This is a genomic window from Hydrogenophaga sp. (genome assembly GCF_036675665.1).
Lineage (GTDB): Bacteria > Pseudomonadota > Gammaproteobacteria > Burkholderiales > Burkholderiaceae_C > Hydrogenophaga.
Window position 1 is genome coordinate 1 of sequence record NZ_JAKFEO010000025.1, and the last position, 18,290, is coordinate 18,290.

At 68.9% G+C, this 18,290-nt stretch carries 21 protein-coding genes; 15 read left to right on the top strand and 6 right to left on the bottom strand.

Translation table 11 applies throughout. The annotated features are described in order from the left end of the window. The 12 genes from narH to V6M63_RS10125 form a co-directional block, all read left to right on the top strand. Window positions 1-917, top strand: a 917-nt coding sequence (narH, locus tag V6M63_RS10070) for a nitrate reductase subunit beta (RefSeq protein ID WP_332741447.1), incomplete at its 5' end; no start/stop codon positions are given. A gap of 1 nt (window position 918) precedes the next feature. After that, window positions 919-1,632: a nitrate reductase molybdenum cofactor assembly chaperone gene (gene narJ / locus V6M63_RS10075; protein ID WP_332741448.1), complete on the top strand. Its 714-nt coding sequence runs from the start codon at window positions 919-921 to the stop codon at window positions 1,630-1,632. Further along, window positions 1,629-2,360: a respiratory nitrate reductase subunit gamma gene (gene narI, locus V6M63_RS10080; protein ID WP_291082832.1), complete on the top strand. Its 732-nt coding sequence runs from the start codon at window positions 1,629-1,631 to the stop codon at window positions 2,358-2,360. The genes narJ and narI overlap by 4 nt, the downstream gene beginning before the upstream one ends. 26 nt (window positions 2,361-2,386) lie before the next feature. Beyond that, a complete protein-coding gene (locus tag V6M63_RS10085; RefSeq protein WP_332741449.1) occupies window positions 2,387-3,244 on the top strand; it encodes a peptidylprolyl isomerase in 858 nt (285 codons plus the stop codon). Further along, a complete protein-coding gene (locus tag V6M63_RS10090; RefSeq protein WP_332741450.1) occupies window positions 3,241-3,939 on the top strand; it encodes a carbonic anhydrase in 699 nt (232 codons plus the stop codon). The genes V6M63_RS10085 and V6M63_RS10090 overlap by 4 nt, the downstream gene beginning before the upstream one ends. Then, window positions 3,917-5,188, top strand: a complete 1,272-nt coding sequence (locus V6M63_RS10095) for an NAD(P)H-dependent flavin oxidoreductase (RefSeq protein ID WP_332741451.1) — start codon at window positions 3,917-3,919, stop codon at window positions 5,186-5,188. Before V6M63_RS10090 ends, V6M63_RS10095 begins: the two co-directional genes overlap by 23 nt. A gap of 86 nt (window positions 5,189-5,274) precedes the next feature. Next, window positions 5,275-7,689, top strand: coding sequence for an adenosylcobalamin-dependent ribonucleoside-diphosphate reductase (locus V6M63_RS10100; RefSeq protein WP_332741452.1), 2,415 nt, complete (start codon window positions 5,275-5,277; stop codon window positions 7,687-7,689). After that, window positions 7,686-8,345 carry a nitroreductase family protein gene (locus V6M63_RS10105; protein WP_442909570.1) on the top strand — a complete coding sequence of 220 codons (660 nt, stop codon included), beginning with the start codon at window positions 7,686-7,688 and terminating at the stop codon, window positions 8,343-8,345. Before V6M63_RS10100 ends, V6M63_RS10105 begins: the two co-directional genes overlap by 4 nt. Window positions 8,346-8,358: 13 nt before the next feature. Next, entirely contained in the window at window positions 8,359-8,763 is a 405-nt protein-coding gene (locus V6M63_RS10110; RefSeq protein ID WP_332741453.1) for a ribonucleotide reductase subunit alpha, read from the top strand. Between the two features lies 1 nt (window position 8,764). Then, on the top strand, window positions 8,765-9,346 hold the full coding sequence (locus tag V6M63_RS10115; protein WP_332741454.1) for a hemerythrin domain-containing protein: 582 nt from the start codon (window positions 8,765-8,767) through the stop codon (window positions 9,344-9,346). A 96-nt stretch (window positions 9,347-9,442) separates the two neighbouring features. Continuing rightward, on the top strand, window positions 9,443-9,829 hold the full coding sequence (locus V6M63_RS10120) for a PaaI family thioesterase (protein WP_332741455.1): 387 nt from the start codon (window positions 9,443-9,445) through the stop codon (window positions 9,827-9,829). A gap of 35 nt (window positions 9,830-9,864) precedes the next feature. Then, on the top strand, window positions 9,865-10,401 hold the full coding sequence (locus V6M63_RS10125) for a GNAT family N-acetyltransferase (RefSeq protein ID WP_332741456.1): 537 nt from the start codon (window positions 9,865-9,867) through the stop codon (window positions 10,399-10,401). Here V6M63_RS10125 and V6M63_RS10130 read toward each other — a convergent pair. The 3 genes from V6M63_RS10130 to V6M63_RS10140 are packed head-to-tail and all read right to left on the bottom strand — an operon-like array spanning window position 10,398 to window position 13,406. Then, the gene (locus tag V6M63_RS10130; RefSeq protein ID WP_332741457.1) at window positions 10,398-11,108 is read right to left on the bottom strand and encodes a fumarylacetoacetate hydrolase family protein; all 711 of its coding nucleotides are present in this window, start codon (window positions 11,106-11,108) and stop codon (window positions 10,398-10,400) included. The two genes, V6M63_RS10125 and V6M63_RS10130, sit on opposite strands and share 4 nt — an antisense overlap. Before the next feature lie 19 nt (window positions 11,109-11,127). After that, entirely contained in the window at window positions 11,128-12,186 is a 1,059-nt protein-coding gene (locus V6M63_RS10135; RefSeq protein ID WP_332741458.1) for a cupin domain-containing protein, read from the bottom strand. A gap of 17 nt (window positions 12,187-12,203) precedes the next feature. Further along, window positions 12,204-13,406 (bottom strand): 3-hydroxybenzoate 6-monooxygenase, encoded by a 1,203-nt coding sequence (locus V6M63_RS10140; protein ID WP_332741459.1) that lies wholly within the window; start codon window positions 13,404-13,406, stop codon window positions 12,204-12,206. Window positions 13,407-13,507: 101 nt separating this feature from the next. Here V6M63_RS10140 and V6M63_RS10145 point away from each other — a divergent pair, with 101 nt between their 5' ends. Beyond that, complete coding sequence (locus V6M63_RS10145; protein WP_332741460.1) at window positions 13,508-13,981, top strand: MarR family winged helix-turn-helix transcriptional regulator; 474 nt, start codon at window positions 13,508-13,510, stop codon at window positions 13,979-13,981. 1 nt (window position 13,982) lies between these two features. Here the strand turns inward: V6M63_RS10145 and V6M63_RS10150 are convergent, their stop codons facing one another. Together V6M63_RS10150 and V6M63_RS10155 are read right to left on the bottom strand one after the other, a co-directional pair. Then, complete coding sequence (locus V6M63_RS10150) at window positions 13,983-14,870, bottom strand: alpha/beta hydrolase (RefSeq protein ID WP_332741461.1); 888 nt, start codon at window positions 14,868-14,870, stop codon at window positions 13,983-13,985. 66 nt (window positions 14,871-14,936) lie between these two features. Further along, window positions 14,937-15,539 (bottom strand): TetR/AcrR family transcriptional regulator, encoded by a 603-nt coding sequence (locus V6M63_RS10155; RefSeq protein WP_332741462.1) that lies wholly within the window; start codon window positions 15,537-15,539, stop codon window positions 14,937-14,939. A 141-nt stretch (window positions 15,540-15,680) separates the two neighbouring features. On the opposite strand from V6M63_RS10155, the gene V6M63_RS10160 reads away from it, so the two are divergent. After that, window positions 15,681-16,178: a hypothetical protein gene (locus tag V6M63_RS10160; RefSeq protein WP_332741463.1), complete on the top strand. Its 498-nt coding sequence runs from the start codon at window positions 15,681-15,683 to the stop codon at window positions 16,176-16,178. Then, window positions 16,175-17,548 (top strand): GAF domain-containing protein, encoded by a 1,374-nt coding sequence (locus V6M63_RS10165; protein ID WP_332741464.1) that lies wholly within the window; start codon window positions 16,175-16,177, stop codon window positions 17,546-17,548. The genes V6M63_RS10160 and V6M63_RS10165 overlap by 4 nt, the downstream gene beginning before the upstream one ends. Here the strand turns inward: V6M63_RS10165 and V6M63_RS10170 are convergent. After that, on the bottom strand, window positions 17,545-18,288 hold the full coding sequence (locus V6M63_RS10170) for a hemerythrin domain-containing protein (RefSeq protein WP_332741465.1): 744 nt from the start codon (window positions 18,286-18,288) through the stop codon (window positions 17,545-17,547). The genes V6M63_RS10165 and V6M63_RS10170 overlap by 4 nt on opposite strands. Window positions 18,289-18,290: the final 2 nt, after the last annotated feature.

The window sequence follows — 18,290 nt, forward strand, 5'->3', positions numbered from 1 at the left end:
GCGAGGAAGACGGCATCGTGCTGATCGACCAGGACAAGTGCCGCGGCTGGCGCATGTGCGTGAGCGGCTGCCCCTACAAGAAGATCTACTACAACTGGAAGAGCGGCAAGGCCGAGAAGTGCATCTTCTGCTACCCGCGCATCGAGGCCGGCCAGCCCACCGTGTGCAGCGAGACCTGCGTGGGCCGCATCCGTTACCTCGGCGTGCTGCTGTACGACGCCGACCGCATCCAGGAAGCCGCCAGCGTGCCCAACGAGATGGACCTCTACAAGGCGCAGATCGACCTGTTCCTGGACCCGCACGATCCGGCAGTGATCGCGCAGGCGCGCGCCGACGGCATCCCCGACAACTGGCTGGAGGCCGCGCGCCACAGCCCGGTCTACAAGATGGCGGTGGACTGGAAGGTGGCGCTGCCGCTGCACCCGGAGTACCGCACGCTGCCCATGGTCTGGTACGTGCCGCCGCTCTCGCCCATCACCGCCGCGGCCAACGCCGGGCACCTGGGCGACAACGGCGAGATCCCGGACGTGAGCCAGCTGCGCATTCCGGTGAAGTACCTCGCCAACCTGCTGACCGCCGGCGACACGATCCCCGTGGTGCGCGCGCTCGAACGCATGCTGGCCATGCGCAGCTACCAGCGCGCCAAACACGTGGACGGCGTGATCAACCAGGACGTGCTCGACCAGGTGCAGCTCAGTGTGCGCGAGGTCGAGGACATGTACCAGACCATGGCGATCGCCAACTACGAGGACCGTTTCGTGATTCCCACCACCCACCGCGAATACGCCGAGAACACCTTCAACATCAAGGGCGGCTGCGGCTTCAGCTTCGGCAACGGTTGCTCGGAAGGGCAGACGGAAACCAGCCTGTTCGGCAGCGAGAAAAAACGAACGATCCCGATCAAGGCGGGGGTCTGACATGGCATTTTTCTCATCTCCCCAGAAGCCCGCCGTGCACACGCTGCGCGTGCTCGCCCACCTGCTGCGTTACCCCACCGCCGAGCTGCGCGAGCACGCCGGTGAACTGCGCGACGCGCTGCGCGCCGAGGCCGCCTTGCCGCCCACGCGCCTGGTCGAACTCGACGCCCTGCTGGTGCACCTGAGCCAGCAACCGGCGCTGGATGTCGAAGCGGAATACGTCGAGCTGTTCGACCGCGGGCGCAGCACCGCGCTGCACCTGTTCGAACACGTGCTCGGCGATTCGCGCGACCGGGGCCCGGCCATGATCGACCTGATCCAGACCTACGAGAAGGCCGGCCTTTTCTTCGGCCCGGCCGAGCTGCCCGACCACCTGAGCGTGCTGCTCGAATTCGCTTCCACCCAGCCCGCTGCGGTGGCGCGCGAGTTCCTCGGCGAGAGTGCGCACATCGTGCGCGTGATCTTCAGCGCGCTGCAGAAGCGCGAGAGCCCGTACGCCAGCGTGCTGGCCGCCGTGCTCGAGATCGCCGGTGAGAAAGCCGAGCCGGTGCCGGTGGCGGCCGACCCCGGCATCGACGAGAGCTGGGCCGAACCCGCGGTGTTCGGTGGCTGCTCCACCGAAGGCCAGGCCCGGCCCGGCCAGCCGCAACCCATCCGCATCGTGAAGGCGGCCACCGGCCGCCACCCCTCCCCACCACCAGGAGCACAGGCATGACCTCACTGCACCACTTCCTCTTTGGCGTCTATCCCTACATCTGCCTGGCGGTCTTCCTCATGGGCAGCCTGGCCCGCTTCGACCGTGACCAGTACACCTGGAAAAGCGATTCGTCGCAGCTGCTGCGCAAGGGCCAGCTGCGCTGGGGCAGCAACCTGTTCCACATCGGCATCCTGTTCCTGTTCTTCGGCCACGCCGTGGGCCTGCTCACGCCGCACTTCTTCTACGAAGGCTTCCTGGATGCCGCGGTCAAGCAGCGCCTGGCCATCTACGCGGGCGGCACCGCCGGCGTGATCTGCTTCGTGGGTCTGTCGATGTTGCTGCATCGGCGCATCTTCGACCCGCGCATCCGCCTCACCAGCCACCGCACCGACATCGCCATCCTGGTCATCCTGTGGGTGCAGCTGACCCTGGGCCTGATCACGCTGCCGTACTCGTATTCGCACGCCGACGGCAGCGCCATGCTGGTGCTGGCCGAGTGGGCGCAGCGCATCGTCACCTTCCGTCCCGAGGCCTCCGCCCTGGTCAACATGGACTGGCCCTACAAGGTGCACCTGGTGCTGGGCATGACGATCTTCCTGCTGTTCCCGTTCTCGCGCCTGGTGCATGTGTGGAGCGGCTTCGCGAGCGTGGCCTACCTGGTGCGGCCCTACCAGGTGGTGCGCAGCCGCCGCCTGGGCGTGCCGGCCAACCCGACCAACCCGGCCCACCCGAACCAGCCCCGCTGATCCGATCACCCACCACGGGAGCCCCCATGAGCCAAGACCTCTCCACATCTGCTGCCACCGGTTGCGGCGGCAGCGCCTGCGCGTGCAAAGGCCCTGCGGCCGCTGCGCTCCCGGTCGACATCGCCAGCGTCAATGGCATCGCCCTGCACGAAGCCGGCGAGGTGCTGGACGCGCAGACCCTGCGCGAGCGCGCCTGCACCGAGCTGCTGCGCCAGCAGGCGGTGCGCGCCGGCCTGCTGCCGCGTTTCACCGGCCTGAGCGCGCCCGAGCCCGATGCCGACACACGCCGCGCGATCGAGGCCCTGCTCGAAGCCGAGGTGCACTCGCCCGAGCCCGGCGCCGAGGAATGCCGGCGCCACTACGAGGCCCACAAGCCGCGCTTCGTGGTCGGCCAGGCGCTGCACGTGCGCCACATCCTGTTCGCGGTCACGCCGGGCGTGCCGGTGAACGCGCTCGCCCAGCGCGCCGAGGCCGCGCTGCTGGAGCTCTCGCGCCAGGGGGTGTCGGCCGATCGTTTCGCGCAGCTCGCGGGTGAACTCTCCAACTGCCCGTCGAGCGCCCAGGGCGGCGACCTTGGCTGGATCACGCCGCAGGACTGCGCGCCCGAACTGGCCAAGGCGCTGTTCCTGCAGAACGACGCCATCCAGGCCGTGGGCCTGCACCCGCGTCTGGTGCACAGCCGCTTCGGCCTGCACATCGTCGAGGTGCTGGCACGCGAGCCTGGGCGCCTGCCCGAGTTCACCGAGCTGCAGGCGCAGATCGGCGCGCGGCTGGCCCTGCAGTCGCAGGCCACCGCGCTGCGCCAGTACATGCAGTTGTTGGTGGGGCAGGCACAACTTGAGGGCGTCGAATTGGAGGGGGCAGACACCCCGCTGGTGCAATGAACGAACCGGCCGCGGGCGCATCAGCGGACGAGCTGCTGTTGCGCCTGCGGCATTTCCGCTCCGACTACTTCCCGCGCCACCAGCAGCGCTTTCAGGACCTGGTGGCCGAGGGCCAGCACCCCAAGACGCTGTTCATCGGCTGCTCCGACTCGCGCCTCGTGCCTTACCTGCTCACCGGCGCCGGCCCGGGCGAGTTGTTCATCGTGCGCAACGTGGGCGCGCTGATCCCACCGTACGACCAGTCCCACGGTTTGCACGGCACCATGGCGGCGATCGAGTTCGCCGTGCTCAGCCTGCACGTGGAGCGCATCGTCGTCTGCGGTCACAGCCACTGCGGCGCGATCCGCACCGCCTACGAAGGTGCGCCCGCCGAGGCCGTGGCCCTCACCGCCTGGCTCAGGCTGGTCGACGAGGCCCTGCTGCCGGTGCAGCCCTGTGCCGAATCCATGCGCCGCACCGAGCAGCGCGCCGTGGTGCTGCAGCTCGAACGCCTCATGGGCTACCCCATGGTGCGGCGCGAGGTCGAGGCCGGCCGACTCACGTTGCACGGCTGGCACTACGTGATCGAAGAAGGAGAAGTGCATGTGTTTGATGCACAACAAGGTGACTTCATCGCGGCTTCGTTAGCCTCCAACAGCGGCACCGGGCCGTACCAACCTTATGTGGAACACGATGGACAAGTCATCAGTTACTGAAGACGCCGTGGCGCTGGCGGCCGAACTCCAGGCCCTGGCCCGCGAGGGCGGCCTGCGCAGTTGGCGCCTGCGTGGCCGCGAGCTGCTGCCGGTGGTGCAGGGCGGCATGGGCGTGGGCGTGTCGGCGGCCTCGCTGGCGGGCACCGTGGCCGGCCTCGGTGGCCTGGGCACGATCTCCGCGGTCGACCTGCGCCGCCGCCACCCCGACCTGATGGCGGCCACCGCCCACCTGGACAAGGAGCCCGATGCACGCGAGCGCATCGATACCGCCAACCTGGTCGCGCTGGACCGCGAGATCCGTGGCGCCAAGGCCATCGCGCAGGGCCGTGGCCTGGTCGCGGTCAACGTGATGAAGGCGCTCAGCGCCTACGAACAGTACGTGCGGCTGGCGCTGGAAAGCGGCGCCGACGCGGTGGTGGTGGGTGCGGGCCTGCCGCTGGATTTGCCCGAACTGGCGCGCGACCACCCCGACACCGCGCTCATCCCCATCCTGTCGGATGCACGCGGCGTGCAGCTGCTGGTGCGCAAGTGGGAGAAAAAAGGCCGCCTGCCCGATGCCATCGTGATCGAACACCCGCGGCTGGCGGGCGGCCACCTGGGTGCGGCGAAAGTGGCCGATCTGCAGGACACCCGGTTCGACTTCGAGGTCGTGATCCCGCAGGTGCTCGAGTTCTTCAAGACCGCCGGCATCGAGCGCGAGATCCCGCTCATCGCGGCAGGCGGCATCGGCTGCCGCGACGACATCCTGCGCCTGCAGGCCCTGGGCGCCAGCGCGGTGCAACTCGGCACGGCGTTCGCCGTCACGCAAGAATGCGACGCCGATCCCGCCTTCAAGCGCGTGCTGGCGGAGGCCCGGCCCGAAGACCTGGTGGAGTTCATCAGCGTGGCCGGGCTGCCCGCGCGCGCCGTGCGCACGCCCTGGCTGGAGAAATACCTGCGCCTGGAGCCGCGACTGAAGGCGGTTGCGCATGTGAAGAAAAAGTGCAACATGGCGTTTGACTGCCTGGCCCATTGCGGATTGCGAGACGGCAAGGGCGAGATGGGGCAGTTCTGCATCGACCAGCAGCTCGGCCACGCGCTCGACGGCGACGCGCAGAAGGGCCTGTTCTTCCGGGGTGCGGGCGTGCTGCCGTTTGGCCAGCAGATACGCCCGGTCAAGGACCTCATGCGGTGGCTGTTGGGAGGCAGGATGTGGAACACCCCCCGCGTCGCCTTCGGCGCCACCCCCCTCAAGGGGGGCGACACCTGAGGCCTGGCGGAGCCAGTTCCTCGGTGTCTCTGGAACAAGGCACGCCGCTCGGTGTGGTGGCAACGGATTGAAAGGAAAGTCTGAACATGAAACGCGATGCATTGAAATCGGCCTCCACCGCCATCGGACAACAACCCATCACGCTGGACGTGCTGAAAGAGAAGTACCTCAAGGACGGTGAGACCAGCGAGCAGGACATCCACCGCCGCGTGGCGCGCGCCCTGGCCTCGGTGGAGCCCGAGGCCGACCGCGCGCTGTGGGAACAACGCTTCTTCGACAACCTGCAGGCCGGCGCCATCGGGGCCGGCCGCATCATGAGCGCGGCCGGCACGGCGATCCAGGCCACGCTGATCAACTGCTTCGTGCAGCCGGTGGGCGACTGCATCCAGGGCGTGGACGACGGTGGCTACCCGGGCATCTACGAAGCGCTGCGCGAAGCCGCCGAAACCATGCGCCGTGGCGGTGGCGTGGGCTACGACTTCTCGCGCATCCGCCCGCGCGGTGCCGAGGTCAAGGCCATGGCTTCGCTGGCCTCGGGTCCGTGCAGCTACATGAACGTGTTCGACCAGTCCTGCGCCACGGTGGAGAGCGCGGGCGCGCGGCGCGGCGCGCAGATGGGCGTGCTGCGCATCGACCACCCCGACGTGCTCGAGTTCATCACCGCCAAGCGCACACCGGGGCGCTGGAACAACTTCAACGTGTCGGTGGGCGTGAGCGATGCCTTCATGCGCGCGCTGGCCGATGACCAGCCCTGGGAGCTGGTGCACCGCGCGCGCCCCGGCGCGGCGCTGCTGGCCCAGGGCGCCCACCAGCGCGCCGATGGCCTGTGGGTCTACCGCAGCCTGCCCGCGCGCGAGCTGTGGGACACGGTGATGCGCTCCACCTACGACTTCGCCGAACCCGGCATCCTGTTCCTCGACCACATCCAGCGCGACAACAACCTGCGCTACTGCGAGACCATCGAGGCGACCAACCCCTGCGGCGAGCAGCCGTTGCCGCCCTACGGCTGCTGCGACCTCGGGCCGGTGATCCTGCCGCGCTTCGTGCGCCACCCCTTCGGCTTCGGCGGTTTGCCCAGCTTCGACTTCGAGGCCTTCGAGCAGGCGGTGGCGCTGCAGGTGCGCGCGTTGGACAACGTGCTGGACCTGACCTACTGGCCGTTGCCGCAGCAGCGCGAAGAGTCGGCGGCCAAGCGGCGCATCGGCGTGGGCTTCACCGGCATGGGCAATGCGCTGGCCATGCTGTGCGTGCGCTACGACCGTGCCGAGGGGCGAGCCCTGGCGGCGCAGATCGCCGAGCGCATGCGCGACGCGGCCTACACGGCCTCGGTGGCGCTGGCCCGGGAGAAGGGCGCGTTTCCGAAGTTCAACGCCGACGGCTACCTGGCCGAAGGCACCTTCGCCAGCCGCCTGCCCGAGGCGCTGCGCACGGCGATCCGCACGCACGGCATCCGCAACAGCCACCTGCTGTCGATCGCGCCCACCGGCACGGTCAGCCTGGCCTTTGCCGACAACGCGTCCAACGGCATCGAGCCGCCGTTTTCCTGGATGTACCGGCGCAAGAAGCGCGAGGCCGACGGCAGCACCACCGACTACGCGGTGGAAGACCACGCCTGGCGGCTCTACCGTGAGCTCGGCGGCGACATGGCGCAGCTGCCCGAATTCTTCGTGAGCGCGCTGTCCATGCCGGCGGCCGACCACCTGGCCATGATGGAGGCGGTGCAACCCTTCGTGGACACCGCCATTTCCAAGACGGTGAACGTGCCGGCCGACTACCCGTACGAGGACTTCAAGGGTCTGTACCAGCAGGCTTGGCGCGCGCAGCTCAAGGGCCTGGCCACCTACCGGCCCAACGCCATCCTGGGCTCGGTGCTCGACACCGGCCCCACGCCGGAGACCACCGCGAGCGTGGCCACGGTGGACCCGATGCGCACGGTGATCGAGAGCCGGCCGCCGGGTGCCTTGGCGGCGGTGGCCGACAAGATCGAGTACTGGACGCAGGAGGGCCACCAGACGCTGTACCTGCTGGTGTCGTTCCTGCCGGTGCCCACGGCGGACGGCGCGGGCACGGTGGAACGCGCGATCGAATTTTTCATGCCGGTGGGGCAGAGCGGCGAGTCGCAGCAGTGGGTGTCGTCCAGCATGCGCCTGCTCTCGCTGGCTGCGCGCGGCGGTTTCCTGGAGCGCGCCCTGCGCGACATGCGCAAGGTGGTGTGGGATCGCGGACCGGTGCGCATGGGCACGCACCAGAAAGCCGACGGCACGCACGTGCCGATGTGGCACGACTCGGTGGTGGCGGCCATCGCCTACGCGGTGCAGACGCTGATCGCGCAACGCGCGGGCGTCACACCCGCGTCGGGACAAGCTTCACCGGTGGTGGTGCAAGCCACGCCCGGGATGATGCCGGGCAAAAAGTGCGGCGAGTGCGGCGCGCATGCGGTGATCCGCAAGGACGGCTGCGACTACTGCACGCAATGTGGACACCTGGGGGTGTGCGGATGAACACCGCGCAACTCACGCGGTTGCCACCCATGGCCTGTGAGCCCGATGCGGTGGAGCGCGAGTGCGCCCGCGCAGCGGCGGACCTGATCCACGCGCGCCAGACCGTGCTGCCCAAGCGCCTGCTGGCGCCCGGCCCCGATGCGGACCAGCTTCAGGCTCTGCTCGGTGCGGCCGCGGCCGCGCCCGACCACGGCCAGTTGCTGCCCTGGCGCTTCGTGATCGTGCCTCGCACCGAACGCGGCTCGCTGGCCGAGGTGTTCGCGCAGGCCCTGCGCGAGCGCGACGCCAGCGCCACGCCCGAGCAGCTGGACCAGGCGCGCGAGAAGGCGCACCGCGCGCCCTTTCTGCTGCTGGTGGTGGTCGACGGGCAGCGCGGCGACCCGGCGGTGGACCTGCACGAGCGCATCCTCTCGGCCGGCTGCGCGGTGCAGAACATGCTGCTCATGGCCACCGCCATGGGTTTTGGCTCGGCGCTCACCAGTGGCAAGGCGCTGGGCGCCACCGCCTTGCGCCAGCGCTTCGGCCTGAGCGCGGGCGAACATGCCCTGTGTTTTCTGAGCGTGGGCACGGTGGCGGCGCGCCGGCCCGCGCGCGCGCGCCCGACCGTGGCCGACTACTGCAGCACGCTGGGCCCCGCGCCAACGAACGCCAACTGAATCTGGAGACCCCATGAACATTCAAACCTTCGACGACCTGCTCAGCGCCGCGCGCCAGCAACCCCTGCCGCAGCGCCTGCTGTTCGTGTTTGCCGGCGTGGAGCTGCCCGACGACGCGACGCCGGCCCAGCGGCTCGAATTCGAACGCGGCGAGGGCGGCGCGCTGGTGCCGCAGATGTGCGTGGACAAGGGCCTGGACGAGCTCCATTCGTTCGATCAGCTGGTGCAGGAGGCCGAGGCCTTTGGTCAGCCCTGGGGCATGGTGTTTGCCGCCGCCATCGCGGGCACGCCGGGTCGCCTGCCCAGCAGCACCGACGCCGAGCAGCCGCTGCAGGACATGGTGGAGGCGATCCGCCAGGGCCAGCTGCAGACCTTCATCCCGTTCGACCCGCAGGGGCAGGCCCTGCAGCTGAACTGAGATGGCCAGCGCTATCCCGCTCACTGCCATCACGATGCCGGGGCACCGCGCGCCCGCCGCCGGTTTTGAGGCGCCCTTCGAGATGCTGGGCGCCTGCCACGAGCGCGTCGAGCGCATGCTGAGCCTGTTGACCAAGCTGCAGCGGCACGTGCTGCTGCACGGCTGGGACGAGAGCGTGGCCAGCGCCGCGCTGGACGTGATGCGGTATTTCGATCTGGCCGCCCCGCTGCACCACGAAGACGAGGAGTGCCATGTGTTCCCGCCCCTGCTGGCCGGCGACGACGCGGCGCTGCGCCAGGTGGTGTTGGGCCTGCAGCAGGACCACCGCGACATGGAAGCGGCCTGGGTGTCGGTGCGTGCGGTGTTGGTGTCCGTGGCGCAGGCGCCACCCCCGGGATGGGCCCATTTCAGCCCGCAGGAAGAGGCCACGCTCATCGGCTTCGTCCGGCTGTACGACCACCACCTGCGTGAGGAAGACGGTCTGGTCTACCCGGCAGCCCAGGCGCACTTGTCGGCCGATGCCTTGCGCGCCATGAGCGAAGACATGATGCGGCGGCGAGGGCTGGAACCGCCTGCGGGTTGAACGGCAGCGCACAACAGGTCGGTCATCGGGCCTCTGGCATTGCCCGGATCGGCCGTTGGAACCTACACTGCACGCCCCGATGAACAACACGCCGCCATGCACTTGCCCTTTGTCAATCATCTCGGCCTCGTGATCGAGGAGGCCGCCTCGGGCATGAGCCGTTGCGCACTTGATGTCCGCGAGATCCACATGAACTCCAGCGGCGTCGTTCATGGCGCCGTGCTCTTCGCCCTGGTCGATACGGGCATGGGGGCTGCCTTGTTCTCGACGCTGGAACCGGAACACGCCTGCGCCACCATCGAGGCGAAGATCAACTACTTCAAACCCGTTCAAGGCGGCAACATCACCTGCACGAGCGAGCTGATCCATCGCTCGAAGAACATTGCGTCTCTGGAAGCGCAGATCCTCGTGGAGGGGGAAGTTGTCGCTCGGGGATTCGGAACGTTTTCCGTCTTCAGACGCAGGTCGGCAGGTGCCGCTTAGGGACTGTTCACACTTGCGTCAAAAGGGGAATCCCCATGTCGAACACCGAACTCACTCATCGAATCGCACACCTGGACGACCTGAATGCGCTCCGGGCCCTGATGAACGCTGCGATCCTGGAGCTGCAAAAGCCGTTCCTGGACGATCAGCAGATCGCATCCAGTCAGACCATCATGGGACTGGACACCCAGTTGATCGAAGACGGCACCTACTTTGTCGTGGAGTGCAACGGTGAGTTGGCGGGCTGCGGCGGCTGGAGCCGCCGTGCCACGCTGTACGGCGGCGATCAGTCGCCAGGTCGGAGCGCCGCTCTGCTCGATCCCTCGCGTGACGCCGCTCGGGTGCGTGCGATGTACACGCACCCCGACCATGTGCGCAAGGGGGTGGGCCGCCTCGTACTCGGCTTGTGCGAGGCCGCTGCGCGGAATGAAGGCTTCACGCAGGTGGAACTGATGGGCACCATGGCCGGTGAGCCGCTGTACCGCGCTTGCGGCTATGCGGTGATCGAACCCGTGCAGGACGCCCGGGGCGGTGCCGCCGTGCCCCTCTTGCGCATGGGCAAGCGCCTTTAGGGCTGGACTGCCGGCGGCCCCACCGTCAGCGTCACCTCACCCACGCCGGCCACCGAACCGGTGATGCGGTCGCCCGGCAGCACAGCGCCCACGCCTTCGGGCGTGCCGGTGTAGATCAGGTCACCGGGTTGCAGGTGGTAGAACAGCGAGAGGTCGGCAATGATCTCGCGGATGTTCCAGATCAGCTTGTCCACGTCGGACTTCTGCTTCACCGCGCCGTTGACCGACAGCTCGATCGCGCCGTGCTCGATCACCACACCCGGCATGGGCACGATCTCGCTGCACACCGAGGAGTGCTCCACGTCCTTGCCCAGGTCCCAGGGCCGGCCCTTGTCGCGCGCCACCAGTTGCAGGTCGCGCCGCGTCATGTCCAGGCCGGCCGCATAGCCGTAAATGATCTCGTGTGCGTCTTCGGCCTTCACGCGAAAGCCCGGCTTGCCGATGGCCAGCACCAGTTCCATCTCGAAGTGGTAGTTGGCCGTTTCGCTCGGGTAGGGCGTGGTCGCGCCCGACAGCGCCAGCGTCTGCGGCGCCTTGGTGAAGTAGAACGGCCGCTCGACCGACTTGTCCACCGGCTTGCCCATTTCCACCGCGTGCGCGTGGTAGTTGCGACCGACGAAGAACAGGCGGTTGACGGGGAAGTGTTCGGTCTGGCCGCGCACGGGCACGGACGCGACGGGGGGAGGCGGGAAGAGGTAGGTGGTCATGGCAGGGTTCAAGGCCGTCTCAGGGCATGTGGGGTTGGTTGTCGGGACGCACTTCGTACACGCCGAGCTTGCGGTGCAGCGGCGATTCGTCGGCGATGAAGAGGAAGGCCGGTGCGCTGGCCGAGGCGTTGGTGAGCGTGGTGGCGGTGTAGCCGGGGATGCAGCAGGTGTCGGCGGCGACGAGGTCGAAACCCTGCGCCTCGGTGGCCACGCGCGCCGCGCCCTCGATCACGTGGTAGACGGCGGCCGGTGAGCGCGCAGGCAGTTGCAGCGTCTGGCCCGGGCGCAGCATCAGGGCGTGGAAGCCGAGGATGTTTTCCACGTCCTCGCCGGTTTCCGGGTTCACATAAGTCACCTGCACCGCGTCCACGTCGGGCCGGTCCGCTGCGATCGACTCCAGCGCGGCCCTGGCGTCGGCCCAGGGGTAGCGCAGCATGGGGTAGCGCTTGCCGCTGCGGCCGAACACGGGCGTGGGCACCACGCCTGCGCGCGCGTAGGCGCGGTCGCCCTGGCCGGGTTTCGTTTCCTGGCGCGTGCCGTTGAGGTGGTAGCTCACCTCCAGGGTGTAGGCCAGCGGCAGGTCGAGCACGTCGAGCCAGATCACCGGTTCGCTGCCGTCGTGGCCGTGCTCGTGCCACAGGCCGGTGGGCGTGAGGATCAGGTCGCCGCGGCTCATGGGGCAGCGCTCGCCGTCCACCGTGGTCCACGCGCCCTCGCCTTCCACCACCATGCGCACCGCGTTGGGCGTGTGGCGGTGGCTGGGTGCCCATTCGCCCGGCAGGAGCAGCTGCATGCCCAGGTACATGGCCGCGCTGGCCTGCATCTTCTCCAGCGTGTGGCCCGGGTTGGCCAGCACCAGCACGCGGCGCTCGGCTTTTTCGATGGGGGTGAGCTCGCCGGCTTTCAGCAGCAGGGGCTTGATGGTCTTGTAGGGCCAGTGCGTGGCCCGCGTCTGGCGCGTGGGGATGGTGGGCGGCAGCACCCCGCGCAGGCTGGGCCACAGCGGCACCAGGTTGAGCGCGCGCAGTTCGGCCACGTAGTCGGCGGGCAGGTCTTCGAGTCGTCCGAGGTCGTTCATGAGATGTCTCCGTGTGTTCAGTGGTCGGCCAGGCAGTTCTGGACATTCCAGCCATAGAGCCACTCCATGGCGTCGTAAAAACGCTCGGGGGTGCGGCCCTTCCACAGGTCGTTGCGCACCAGGCGCTCCACACCCTTGGCGTGGTAAATGCGGCCCATCTCGCGCGAACTCAGCACGATGCGCGCGGTGCGCGCCACGCGCGAGCGCTGGTAGAGGTCGAAGGCTTTTTCGATGTCATTGCCGTGCGCGCGCAACGCTTCACCGAGCGTCACCGCATCCTCGATCGCCATGCACGCCCCCTGCGCCATGTACTGCGTGGTGGGGTGGGCCGCGTCGCCCAGCAGCGTGACGCGGCCGAAGCTCCACTGCCCGATGGGTTCGCGGTCGGCCGTGGCCCAGCGCTTCCAGCTTTTGGGCAGGTCGATCAGCTGGCGCGCCCTGGGGCACAGGCCTTGAAAGTAGCTCTGCACTTCTTCCTGGCTGCCTTCGGTCACGCCCCATTGTTCGGGCTCGCGGCTGTGGAAGGTCACGACCACGTTGTACTGCTCGCCGCCGCGCAGCGGGTAGTGCACCAGGTGGCAGTTGGGGCCGACCCAGATGCTGGCGGCGTTCCAGCGCAGGTCTTCGGGGAAGTCGGCCTTGTCGACCACCGCGCGGTAGACCACGTGGCCGGTCACGCGCGCCTCGTCGCCGACGAACTGCTGGCGCACCACCGACTTCACGCCGTCGGCGCCGATGAGTGCCAGACCGCGGTGGGCGTTGCCGTTCTGGTCGTGCACGGTCACGCCATCGGCGTCCTGTTCGACGCGCGCCACGCGGGTGGAGGTGTGGAACTGAATCTGCCCGCTGGCCTGCACGCCCTCCAGCAACGAGGTGTGCGCATCGGCCCGGTGGATCACCGCGTAAGGGTTGCCGAAGCGCTGGCGGAAGGCCTCGCCGGTCGGGATCTTGCCAACCTGGTATTCGTCAATGGCGTCGTGCATGACCATGAACTCGGTGTACACAGCGCGCTTGCGCGCGGCCTCGCCCACGCCCAGCGCATCAAACGCGTGAAAGGCGTTGGGCCCGAGCTGCATGCCCGCGCCGATCTCGCCCAGCTCGGCCGCCTGCTCCAGCACCTGGACGCGAAAGCCCTGGCGCACCAGGGCCAGGGCGGCGGCCAGGCCGCCGATGCCGCCGCCGGCCACGATGACGGGCAAGTCTGAAGGGGGTGTGCTCATCGGTGTCTCCTCGATATGCATCGTATGCTGATGATCAGTGTACTTATTGTATGACCGGTGCTAGGATTCCCGCAACCCCCCGCTCTCGACGCCTCTTCTCCATGAAACGCAGCCCACCCGCCGTCGACATCGACCACCAGCCCGGCCACTACATCCGCCGGCTGCACCAGATATCGGTGGGCATCTTCCTGCAGGAGCTGGGCGACATCGGCATCACCCCGGTGCAATACGCCGCCCTGCAGACCGTGGCCAACCACCCGGGCATCGACCAGCGCACGCTGGCGCGCGCGATCGCACTGGACGCTTCCACCACCGGCGGCGTGGTCGACCGTCTGGAGGCGCGCGGCTGGCTGGAACGCAAGACCGCGCCCGAGGACCGCCGGGCCCGCCAGCTTGCGCTCACCGACGCCGGCGTGCAACTGCTGGGCGAGGCGGTGCCGGCCATGCTGGGCGCGCAAGATTTGATCCTGGGGCCGCTGAACGAGCGCCAGCGCGCCCAGTTCATGAAGCTGCTGCGCCTGCTGGTGGACACCAACAACGAACACAGCCGCGCGCCGAGCGAAGCGATGAAATGAGTCAGCCCCGCAGGTGTGCTGCCACGGCTTGCAGCACCTGCTCGTCGCGCAGCAGCCGGGTGTGGCCCAGGCCCCTGGTTTCCATCAAGCGCGCACCGGCGATCGCATCGCGGTAGGCCTCGGCATCGGCAAAGCGGTTGATGCGGTCTTCACGGTCGTGCACGATGAGCGTGGGCAGGGCCACGCGAGGGCCGACCGCCGCCGGCTCGAACTGGCGCATCAGAATGCCTTCTCGCGCTTCCACCCGTTGCTGCATGCGCGAGCGCGTGTCCTCGCTCAGGCCGAACACCATGGCGAACAGGCGCGTGTAGGCGTGGGGCGAGGCCGGTGGCGCCAGCAGCGCCAGCCGTGCCACCGGCAGGCCGCGCGCGGCGGCGTAGGCCAGCGCGTTGGCGGCCAGCGAATGCGCCGCCACGGCGCGCACCTCGTGGCCTTGTTGCTGCAGGCGGGCGGTGACGTACTCGATGGCGCGCGCGAACTGCGGCAGGTTGCTGGTGCTGCCCTGGCTGCGGCCATGGGCGGGCAGGTCCACCAGCAGGGGCCGCAGGCCCAGGGTCATCAAGGCCTGCGCCAGCGGCAGCATCTGCGCGGCGTGGCCGCCCCAGCCGTGCAGCAGGAGAACCACCGGGCCGGGTGGGCCGGGCGGTGGCTGGTACAGCGTGAGGCTGGCCTGCTCGAACGGCCAGGGTGTGGCCTGCCAGGTGGCCAGTGCGGGCTGCCGGCGGTGCAGCCATTTCGGTGGCAGCGGCGTGCCGAACAGGCGGTAGGCGCCGCGCACGGCCAGCGCCGGCCAGACGCGCTCCGACAAACCCAGCGCCCAGCGCAGCCAGCGCGTGCCGGGGCTGGCCTGGTAGTACGCGGAAGCGGTCTGAAGTGGGTTCGTGGTCATGGGATGCTCCTGTAATCGCACGGTTGTGCGAAATTGGTTCAAGGAAAAGGTCGGGCAAAAAAGGACTCAGCTTTGATAGGTCTTGACCAGCCGCGCCCAGGTGGCCTGGGCGCGCTCGGTGGCTCGGGGGTCGCGCAGAAAGCGCACGTCGTGCACCAGCCCGATCGCCAGGCTGCAGATCTCGCCCACCAGTTGCTCGGGGTCGGTGTCGGGCTGGAGCTGGCCAAGCTCGACCGCCTGCAGCACGGTGCGGCGCAACGCGGCGCGCCAGCGCGTGACCTCGCCCAGCAGCAGCTCGCGCAGCTCGCCCTCGCGGTCGTCGAGTTCGAAGGCGCCCGAGGTGTAGAGGCAGCCGGTGTGGGCCTCGACATCGCGCAGGCGGATGAACCAGCGCCGCACGATCTCGCTCAGCCGCGGCAGGCCCTTGGGCACCTGCATGGCCGGCACGAACACGTCGGCAAGGAAGCGGCGGCCGAACTCCTCGATCACCGCCTTCTGCAAGGCCTCGCGCGAGCCCACGCGCGAGAACACACCGCTCTTGGAAATGCCGATGCGGTCCGCCACGGCCTGCAGCGTGATGGCTTCCAGCCCGTCGGACGCGGCCAGGTCCAGCGCCGCGCCCACGATGGCGGCGCGCGTCATTTCACTTTTCTGGGTCCGGGCGTCCATGGGCGGCATTTTGGCACGATCGTGCGAAAATGCAAGCAACGGTGTTGCGCGGGCCGTGTCGCGTGTCGCGCGCCTGGGCGCTTGGCGCGGCGACACCCGCTCGCTATGATCGCGGCGTCCCGTCCACCGACGCCGGCCCCCTTGGAACAACCCAGCCCACCCCTGTTGACACCGGCGCACCTGACCATGATGGACGGGGGCATCTCGGTCATCGCCAGCAGTTGCGGCCCCGATCTCACGCCCAGCGTGATGCGCGCGGTCGGCAGCCGGATCGAGGCGCAGGGCCGCCACATCTGCATCTACGTGTGCCGCAGCCAGTCGGCGCAGTTGCTGGGCGATGTCGCGCGCAGCGGGCGTCTGGCGGTGGTGTTCAGCCAGCCCAGCAGCCACAAGACCGTGCAGCTCAAGACGCGCGGGGCGCGCCTGCGCGAGGCGTGCGAGGACGACGTGCCGGCGCTGCAGCGTTACCTGCGCGGCATGGAGCGCGAGCTGACCCTGATCGGCATCGGTCCGGTCTATGCGCGCGCCATGCTCGCGCACCGGCTCGACGACGTGGTGGCCATCGAGTTCGAACCTGAGCTGGCCTTCGACCAGACACCCGGCTCGAAGGCGGGCCAGCCCATCGCGGGGACGCCGTGACGGCCGCCCTCTCGGTGCCCGCGGTGGACCTGGGTGAGGTGCGCCCTTGCCTGGAGGGCGCCATCCCCGCCATCATGGCCACCTGCGCCGCCGACGGCACGCCCAACGTGGCCTACATCTCGCAGGTCCACTACGTGGACGAAGGCCACGTGGCGCTGTCGTTTCAGTTCTTCAACAAGACCCGGCAGAACCTGCTGGCCAACCCGCGCTCGACCGTGCTGGTGCTCAACCCGCACAACGCCGTTTTCTACCGATTGCACCTGCGCTATCTGCGCACCGAAGATGCCGGTCCGGTGTTCGAGAGCATGAAGGCGCAGCTGGCCGGCATTGCCTCACACGCCGGCATGGCCGACGTGTTTCGCCTGCGCGGCTCGGACATCCACGAGGTGATGGAGGTCGAGCGCTTGCCGCAGGAGCCGCTGTCCGAGGCCTTGCCGCCGCCGCCGCCCAAGCCCAACTTTCTCGCCGTGTTGCGCCGCGGCAGTGCGCGCCTCTCGGCCGCGCGCAGTCTGGGCGCGGCACTCGAAGCCACACTGGATACGCTGGAGCAAGACCTGGCCGTGCGCCACGCCATGGTGCTGATCCTGGACGCCTCCACGCAGCGCCTCTACACCGTGGCCAGCCGTGGCTACGAGACCTCGGGCGTGGGCTCCGAGATTGCGCTGGGTGATGGCGTGATCGGTGTGGCCGCGCGCGAGTGCACGCCGGTGCGCATCACCCACATGACCAGCGCCTACCTCTACAGCAGCGCCATGCGCAACAGCCTGGGCGACGCGCACCCGCAAAACACCGACATCCCCTACCCCGGCCTGCCCGAGCCGCACAGCCAGTTGGCGGTGCCGTTGCGCTCGGCCGGGCGGGTGGTGGGTGTGCTGTTCGTCGAGAGTCCGCTGGACATGCAGTTCAGCTACGAAGACGAAGATCTGCTGGTGGCGCTGGGCGGCCAGCTGGGCGCGGTCATCGACGTCATGCAGGAAGCCGAAGCGCCGTGCACCGAGGACGAGGTGCAGGCCGCCACGGCGAAAGGTCTCCCGGTCGCGGCGGGTCCGGCCTTGTGCGTGCGGCACTACCGCAGCAACGACAGCGTGTTCATCAACAACGCTTACCTCATCAAGGGTGTGGCGGGCGCCATCCTGTGGACGCTGCTGCGCCACAGTCAGCAGGGCCGCAGCGAGTTCACCAACCGCGAACTGCGGCTGGACCGATCGCTGCGCCTGCCCGATGTGGCCGACAACCTCGAAGCCCGCTTGCTGCTGCTGCACCGCCGGCTCGCCGAGCAGTGCCCGCAACTGCGCATCCAGAAGACCGGGCGCGGTTGTTTTCGCTTCGAGGCGAACGGCCCGGTCGAGCTCGAAGAGATGGCCACTTAGCCGACCACAAGGCCGGGCACGGGCGGCACGTCCAGGCCGCGCGCGAGCTTGGTCCAGTCGCGCTGGTTCAGCAGTCCTTGCGTTGCGCTCAGCATGCCGTCGAACACCGGCGCGGGCGCGCCCGCGCGCATGCCCTGCATCACGCCCAGGCGCTCGGGCGCGTTCAGTTGCGGCAGCATCCAGCGCATCACCAGCATCATCTCGGCCGGCGGGATGGTGGCGAGCAGGGCGTCATGGATGCCGATCAGCTCGGCATCGCTGTAGGCGGCCCAGAGCGCGGTGTTGTGCGCCGTCTCCTCAACGTGCATGTGCTGGAAGTTGTCGGCCACGAAGAGGGCCAGCGCCAGGTACAGCGCCTGCAGCGCGGCCTCGCACTCGGCGGCCTCCAGGCCGGCGAGGGCCTGGGCGGCGTCACGCAGGTGGGCGATGTGATGCAGGTGACCTTCGTGGTCTTGCGCGACGGGCCCGCAGACGCCGGGGCAACGCGCCTCGAGTGCGGGGTGCACGAAGTTGTTCTCGTGGGCGACGTGGCTGGCGCACAGGTCCATGAGTTCACCCACCCGGGTCGCGGCATGGGCCACATCGGCGGCGTCCGTGGGGTCGGCGCGGCCGACGGTGATCAGGGTGTCGGCCATCAAGGCGCGCAAGGCTTTGTGGATGCCGGCGTACATGTTGAATCGGCCGAGGTGGATGCGGGCGGTGGCGGCCACGTGGGCCATTTCGAGTGCGTGGGATTGCATGG

Excerpts from the sequence above, each read along its gene's own strand:
- narJ (WP_332741448.1), top strand. The coding sequence starts at position 919 with ATGGCATTTTTCTCATCTCCCCAGAAGCCCGCCGTGCACACGCTGCGC.
- narI (WP_291082832.1), top strand. The coding sequence starts at position 1,629 with ATGACCTCACTGCACCACTTCCTCTTTGGCGTCTATCCCTACATCTGC.
- V6M63_RS10085 (WP_332741449.1), top strand. The coding sequence starts at position 2,387 with ATGAGCCAAGACCTCTCCACATCTGCTGCCACCGGTTGCGGCGGCAGC.
- V6M63_RS10090 (WP_332741450.1), top strand. The coding sequence starts at position 3,241 with ATGAACGAACCGGCCGCGGGCGCATCAGCGGACGAGCTGCTGTTGCGC.
- V6M63_RS10095 (WP_332741451.1), top strand. The coding sequence starts at position 3,917 with ATGGACAAGTCATCAGTTACTGAAGACGCCGTGGCGCTGGCGGCCGAA.
- V6M63_RS10100 (WP_332741452.1), top strand. The coding sequence starts at position 5,275 with ATGAAACGCGATGCATTGAAATCGGCCTCCACCGCCATCGGACAACAA.
- V6M63_RS10105 (WP_442909570.1), top strand. The coding sequence starts at position 7,686 with ATGAACACCGCGCAACTCACGCGGTTGCCACCCATGGCCTGTGAGCCC.
- V6M63_RS10110 (WP_332741453.1), top strand. The coding sequence starts at position 8,359 with ATGAACATTCAAACCTTCGACGACCTGCTCAGCGCCGCGCGCCAGCAA.
- V6M63_RS10115 (WP_332741454.1), top strand. The coding sequence starts at position 8,765 with ATGGCCAGCGCTATCCCGCTCACTGCCATCACGATGCCGGGGCACCGC.
- V6M63_RS10120 (WP_332741455.1), top strand. The coding sequence starts at position 9,443 with ATGCACTTGCCCTTTGTCAATCATCTCGGCCTCGTGATCGAGGAGGCC.
- V6M63_RS10125 (WP_332741456.1), top strand. The coding sequence starts at position 9,865 with ATGTCGAACACCGAACTCACTCATCGAATCGCACACCTGGACGACCTG.
- V6M63_RS10130 (WP_332741457.1), bottom strand. The coding sequence starts at position 11,108 with ATGACCACCTACCTCTTCCCGCCTCCCCCCGTCGCGTCCGTGCCCGTG.
- V6M63_RS10135 (WP_332741458.1), bottom strand. The coding sequence starts at position 12,186 with ATGAACGACCTCGGACGACTCGAAGACCTGCCCGCCGACTACGTGGCC.
- V6M63_RS10140 (WP_332741459.1), bottom strand. The coding sequence starts at position 13,406 with ATGAGCACACCCCCTTCAGACTTGCCCGTCATCGTGGCCGGCGGCGGC.
- V6M63_RS10145 (WP_332741460.1), top strand. The coding sequence starts at position 13,508 with ATGAAACGCAGCCCACCCGCCGTCGACATCGACCACCAGCCCGGCCAC.
- V6M63_RS10150 (WP_332741461.1), bottom strand. The coding sequence starts at position 14,870 with ATGACCACGAACCCACTTCAGACCGCTTCCGCGTACTACCAGGCCAGC.
- V6M63_RS10155 (WP_332741462.1), bottom strand. The coding sequence starts at position 15,539 with ATGGACGCCCGGACCCAGAAAAGTGAAATGACGCGCGCCGCCATCGTG.
- V6M63_RS10170 (WP_332741465.1), bottom strand. The coding sequence starts at position 18,288 with ATGCAATCCCACGCACTCGAAATGGCCCACGTGGCCGCCACCGCCCGC.